Below are 6,056 nucleotides of genomic sequence, written 5' to 3'. Positions count from 1 at the left end.
GAGCCGCCGATGCCGATATTGACAATATCGGTGAAGGCCTTGCCGGTGGCGCCGCAAATCGAGCCGTCGCGGATCCCGTTCGAAAAAGCGCCCATTGCATCAAGCACCGCATGGACGCCGGGAATCACGTTTTCGCCATCCACCCGGATGTCACCATCCGGCGCAGCGCGCAGCGCGGTGTGCAGCACCGCCCGGCCTTCGGTGATGTTGATCGGTTCGCCAGCGAACATCCGGTCGCGCTTTATTTCGACATCCGCCGCGACGGCAAGTGCCTCCAAAAGCCCGAGCGTGTCCTCGGCAATCGCGCATTTGGAAAAATCCATACGCAGGTCATCGAACCCGATTGTATAGCGCCGGGCACGATCAGCATCGGTTTGAAACGCCGCACGCAGATTGCTGACGGCGCCGTTTTCATGATGGGTTTTAAGGCGGGACAGAGCCAGATCAACGGTGTTCGACAAGGGGCGGGCCTCCATGTTGGGTTGCCCACCTATGCGGCGGAAGCCGCGGAAAATCAAGTTTCCCGCGGCTTCCGGGTCTCGCTGGAAGCAGTCTGACCGGTCGGCTGTGCGAGCTTTGCAAAGCCGCGGCACAACCGCACCGGTTCACAGATCGCGCAGTTCCCGGCGCAGAATCTTGCCGACATTGGTTTTTGGCAGGTCGTCCTTGAACACGATGACCTTGGGGCGCTTGTAGTTGGTAAGCCCGGTGGCGCAATGTGCCTTGACGTCGGCCTCGGTCAGGTTCGGGTCCTTGCGGACAATGAACAGCTTCACCGCCTCTCCGGAATTCTCATCCGGGATGGCGATTGCCGCTGCTTCGGCGATGCCTGGATGCGCCACCGCCACTTCTTCGATCTCATTGGGATAGACGTTGAAACCGGAGACCAGAATCATGTCCTTCTTGCGGTCGACGATCTTGGTGAAACCCTTGTCATCCATGAAGCCCATATCGCCGGAGCGGAAATACCCGTCGGCGGACATCGCCTGCTGGGTCTCTTCGGGCCGGTTCCAGTACCCCGCCATCACCTGGGGTCCCTTGATGCAGATCTCGCCCACTTCGCCGAGCGGCACCGAATTGCCGTCTTCGTCACGGATGTCGATATAGGTCGAGGGCAGCGGGAGGCCGATGGTGCCGGTGAACTCGGTGGCGTCAAACCGGTTGGCTGTCGCCACCGGGGAGGTTTCCGACAGGCCGTAGCCTTCCGAGATAACGCAGCCGGTCAGTTCCTTCCATCGATCGGCCACCGGACGCTGAACCGCCATTCCGCCGCCCAGGGTCAGCAGCAGGGGTTTGAAATTGAGCTGCTGGAAAGCCTCGTTGTTCAGCAATCCGTTGAACAGGGTGTTGAGTCCGGGGAAAACGTGGAACTCGAATTTCTGCAGTTCCTTGACGAAGCCGGGGATGTCGCGCGGGTTGGGGATCAGGATGTTGTGGGCGCCCTGGGACATGCCCATCAGCGCGTTCACCGTCAGGGCAAAGATATGGTAAAGCGGCAGGGCACAGACATAGACAAGAACTTCCGGCCTTGGCTTGTTGATGAAGGCTGCCGGAAGCCACATGTTGTTCTGCGCCGCATTCGCCAGCACGTTGGAGTTGATCAACGTTGCACCCTTGGATACCCCCGTGGTTCCGCCGGTATATTGCAGAAACGCCACGTCATCAGGTCTGGAGTCTGCCGGCTTGAGGGTTTTGCCCTCGCCCGACGACAGCGCTGCCTTGAAACTCACATGGCCGGGAAGTGACCAGTCGGGCACCATTTTCTTGATCTTGCGGACCACGAAATTGACCAGATGGCCCTTCAATCCGAGCAGATCCCCCATGGTCGCGACGCAGACGTGCTTGACGCCTGTGCGGGCGACAACCTGTTGCAGGGTAATGGCGAAGTTCTCGAGAATGATGATCGCCTTGGCGCCTGAATCCGTGAGCTGGTGCTCGAGTTCGCGCGGCGTGTAGAGCGGGTTGACATTGACCACCGCGTAGCCGGCGCGCAGCACGGCCGCCATCGCCACCGGCATCTGCAGGATGTTGGGCATCATCAGCGCGACCCGGTCGCCCTTCTCCAGCCCCAGAGACTGCAGCCAGGCTCCGATCGAAGAGGAGAGTTTCTCCATCTCGGCATAGGTGATGGACTTGCCCATGCAGGTGAATGCCGGCCGGCCGGGATATTTTCTGAACGAATCCTCGATCAATGCACCCACGGAGGGATAAGACAGCGGCCCGATCTCGGCGGGCGTATCAGGTGGGTAGGATTGCAGCCAGATGCGGTCGTCGGCAGCAGTGTTTGTCATGTTTTTCACTCCCTCGCTTTGCGGACACGGACGCGGATCATCATTTTGCCGCGGGGCTCCTCTTCCCTGCGTCCCTCATGATAGAAGATTTAGAGCGGCGGCGTTCCGGTTGCAATGCCTTCCTTTGACGTAAACGTCACTTTTCGCGCGGAAAACGGTCGCCCATGTGCCTGTTTTTCAACTTCTGCAGATGCGTCATTCCCGCGACAGGGACGCCCGAACCTGCCGCGTCCGGAATGACCATCGGTCGTCTCAGCGGTTGACCGCTCCGGGGCCGGAGCTGACGATGTCCTCGTCGATATCGCCAATCGCGCCCTTGTCCTTGCCGGTGTAGGGAAGTTCGCTCAAGATCGTGCGGATCACATTGAGGCGGGCGCGGCGCTTGTCATTGGCGCGCACCACGGTCCACGGCGCATAACTGGAATGGGTTTCCTTCAGCATCACGTCGCGCTTTTCGGTGTAGTCATCCCACTTGTTCAGGCTGGCAATATCCATCGGCGACAATTTCCAGGACTTGAGCTTGCTGTGGCGGCGGTCGTGAAACCGCTTGAGCTGCATTTCGCGGCCGATATTGAGCCAGAACTTGAAAAGATAGATTCCCTCCTTCACCGGCATCCGCTCGAAATTCGGGGTCTCCTCGAGAAAATGCAGATACTGCTCCGGAGTGCAAAACCCCATCACCGGCTCGACACCGGCGCGATTGTACCAGGAGCGGTCAAACATGACGAATTCGCCGGAAGTGGGGAAGTGATCGACATAGCGCTGGTAATACCATTGTCCGCGCTCGGTTTCGGTTGGCTTGGGCAGGGCGACAATACGCGCCGCGCGCGGGTTCATGTATGCCCGTGTTGCTCCGATGGATCCGCCTTTGCCGGCGGCGTCACGGCCTTCGAAAACCGAGATGATGCGTTTGCCGGTTTCGCCGAGCCAGCTTTGGACCTTGACCAGCTCGATCTGCAGGGCCTCCAGCTCCTTTTCATACTCGTCCCAGTCAAGTTTCTTCTTGTAGGGGTAGTCATCCGAGGAAAATGCTTCGTCCTTCACCCATCCCGGCAGCTTCGGATTGTCGATGTCGAAAACCCGCTCCTTGCCGTCGATGGTCAACTCGACTGCCCTGTCGCTTTTGTCTTTTCCCACGGACTTTTCCTTTGTTCTGTTTTCGCTTTGAAATGAGAAAGGGCCACATCGTCATTGTGATTTCAAGCAGCGCAGGTAAACAAGTTACCAAATCAGCGATTGCACGACACCGAGGGCGCACTGGCAGATGAGCGATATCAGGCAAGAAGAGGACGGCTTTCCCGCCCGGGCACGGGTGTTGGTGCGCCCGTTGGGGGTCGGAGCCGCAGTTGCGGTTGCTGCTGTTCCCGCAGGGCTGCAACCCTGGCAAGCGATTGCCGGATATGGCATTTTTGCAGCGGCTCTTCTGCTCTGGCCTTCGAACCGGCAGGATGCCAAGGTCAGGCGCAAGAACGGTGCGGCTCGCGCGATCCATCCTGATTTTATGGTGATTGAAGCGTTGGATCTGCCGACGATCGTGTTCGACCGCGAAACACAGGTTGTGCGCCAGAATTCGGCGGCCCAGGCGCTTGTCGGCGCCTATCCCGAGCGGGCATCGCTGTCGGCGCGCATCAGGTCGCCGGCCATTCTCGACCTGGTCTCCCGTGTCATCGCCGATGGTGTGCCGGAAAGCGTTGAGCATTCCGAACGCGTCCCCTCGGAGCGCTGGCATGACGTGCGGGTGGCGCCGGTTGGCGAAGCCCCGGCAAGAGCAGCGGAGATTACGGACCGGCTTTATGTAATGACATTCCGGGATCTGACCGAAGCCCGCCGAATGGACCGGATGCGCACCGACTTTGTCGCCAACGCCAGCCACGAACTCAGAACTCCGCTTGCCTCGCTGATGGGCTTTATCGAAACCATGCAGGGGCCGGCGCGCAATGACGAGGCCGCGCGCACCCGGTTCTTTGGCATCATGCTGGAACAGGCCCAGCGAATGGCCCGCCTGATCGATGACCTTCTGTCCCTGTCTCGGCTGGAGATGCGGGCTCATGTCGCGCCCGAAGGCCAGGTGGATCTGGGCAAGACCATCACGCACGTGGTCGATACCTTGAGGCCGATGGCCAAGGATCTCGGCGTCGAGGTCGATCTGGCCTTGCCGTCCGCCCCCTTGATAGTGACCGGGGATGTGGATGAGCTGATCCAGGTCTTTTCCAACCTGATCGAGAATGCCTGCAAATACGGCCAGACCGGCCAGCGAGTTCAGATTGCTGTCGCGGGTTCCGACGTGGACGGCGCGCAGGTTTCCGTACGGGATTTCGGTCCGGGCATCGCCAAGGAGCATGTGCCGCGTCTGACTGAGCGGTTCTACCGCGTCGATGTGGAAACAAGCAGGACCAAGAAGGGGACAGGATTGGGATTGGCCATCGTCAAGCACATCCTCACCCGGCACCGCGCCCGGCTGGTGGTCAAGTCGGTTCTTGGCGAGGGATCGGTCTTCACTGTCAAATTCAGCCCGGTTGAACCGGGCATTAAACCAGCAAGTAACGAGATATATAAGTAATAACAATTACATAGTGTGTCATAAAACAGTGATGCTACTGTCATAAAACGGAATCTTGAAAGGCCTAGAAAGGGCCAGCCTTAGACGGCTGACCCGAAGCCCTGCCACAGGGCCTAGCCACCTTTACCCACAACGGGAGATTCTCATGTACGCACTCAAATTCGCTGCTGCCGCACTCGTGGCGTCCACGGCCTTCGCTGGCGCCGCTGTTGCCCGCGATCAAGTCAAGGTTGTCGGTTCGTCAACCGTATTTCCCTATTCTCAGGCTGCTGCTGAGGAATATGCCAACAAGACAGGAAACCCTGCTCCGGTTGTTGAGTCGACCGGCACCGGCGGTGGCTTCAAGGTATTCTGCGGCGGCATCGGCCCGGACTTCGCAGACATCACCGGCGCTTCGCGTGCGATCAAGGATTCGGAAGCCGAGCTTTGCGCCAGCAATGGCGTGACCGACATTTCCGAAGCCCTTATCGGTTACGACGGTCTTTCGATCGCTCATGCCCGTTCGGCTCCTGAGATGGATCTGACCGAAGAGCAGATCTTCAAGGCACTTGCTGCCGAACTTCCGGATGGCAATGGCGGTTTCGTCGCCAACCCGAACAAGAAGTGGTCGGACATCGACGCTTCGTTGCCTGATTTTGACATCATTGCTTTCGGTCCTCCCCCGACATCAGGCACTCGTGACGCTTTCGTTGAACTCGTCATGCATGACGGTTGTTCGGAACTTCCTGGCATGGCAGATCTGAAGAAGTCTGACGGAGACAAGTGGGAAGAAGTCTGCTCGCGTATGCGTCAGGACGGTCCTTTCGTCGAAGCTGGTGAAAACGACAACCTGATCGTGCAGCGCCTTGAGGCCGACGCCAATGCGGTCGGTATCTTCGGCTACTCGTTCCTGTATGAAAACAACGACAAGTTGAAGGCTGTTCTGGTCAACGGTGTTGAGCCGACGTTCGACACGATCGCTGACTTCTCATACCCGGTTGCGCGTCCGATCTACTTCTACGTCAAGAACGCGCACCGCGATGTGATCCCGGGCATGAAGGAGTTCCTCGCCGAGTATCTCTCGGACTCCGCTCTTTCTTCCGACGGTTACCTTCCTGAGCGTGGCCTCACTCCGCTTTCCGACGAGAAGCGCATGGAAGTCCAGAAGAACGTTGCCGAAGGCAAGAAGCTCGGCTCGTAATCGCCACTGGCGAGATGGTCGTCCC

At 58.9% G+C, this 6,056-nt stretch carries 4 protein-coding genes and 1 pseudogene; 2 read left to right on the top strand and 3 right to left on the bottom strand.

Translation table 11 applies throughout. The features are described from left to right. From ABJN75_RS03545 to ppk2, 3 genes and pseudogenes are all read right to left on the bottom strand, one after another. Positions 1–461: pseudogene (locus tag ABJN75_RS03545) on the bottom strand (glucose-6-phosphate isomerase); the annotation flags it as partial. A gap of 144 nt (positions 462–605) precedes the next feature. Beyond that, entirely contained in the window at positions 606–2,291 is a 1,686-nt protein-coding gene (locus ABJN75_RS03540; protein ID WP_348436908.1) for a long-chain-fatty-acid--CoA ligase, read from the bottom strand. Positions 2,292–2,543: 252 nt separating this feature from the next. Further along, positions 2,544–3,428, bottom strand: a complete 885-nt coding sequence (gene ppk2, locus ABJN75_RS03535) for a polyphosphate kinase 2 (RefSeq protein ID WP_348436906.1) — start codon at positions 3,426–3,428, stop codon at positions 2,544–2,546. 127 nt (positions 3,429–3,555) lie between these two features. On the opposite strand from ppk2, the gene ABJN75_RS03530 reads away from it, so the two are divergent. Continuing rightward, positions 3,556–4,851, top strand: coding sequence for an ATP-binding protein (locus tag ABJN75_RS03530; protein ID WP_348436903.1), 1,296 nt, complete (start codon positions 3,556–3,558; stop codon positions 4,849–4,851). Between the two features lie 145 nt (positions 4,852–4,996). Then, on the top strand, positions 4,997–6,031 hold the full coding sequence (locus tag ABJN75_RS03525) for a substrate-binding domain-containing protein (protein WP_348436902.1): 1,035 nt from the start codon (positions 4,997–4,999) through the stop codon (positions 6,029–6,031). The last annotated feature ends 25 nt before the right edge of the window (positions 6,032–6,056 follow it).

The organism is Hoeflea sp. (assembly GCF_039975035.1).
In the GTDB taxonomy this organism is placed as follows: Bacteria; Pseudomonadota; Alphaproteobacteria; order Rhizobiales; family Rhizobiaceae; genus Hoeflea.
This window is presented reverse-complemented; position numbering and strand designations above follow the sequence as displayed.

What these genes read in the sequence shown, in the direction of transcription:
- ABJN75_RS03540 (WP_348436908.1), bottom strand. Translation starts at nt 2,291, where the DNA reads ATGACAAACACTGCTGCCGACGACCGCATCTGGCTGCAATCCTACCCA.
- ABJN75_RS03530 (WP_348436903.1), top strand. Translation starts at nt 3,556, where the DNA reads ATGAGCGATATCAGGCAAGAAGAGGACGGCTTTCCCGCCCGGGCACGG.
- ABJN75_RS03525 (WP_348436902.1), top strand. Translation starts at nt 4,997, where the DNA reads ATGTACGCACTCAAATTCGCTGCTGCCGCACTCGTGGCGTCCACGGCC.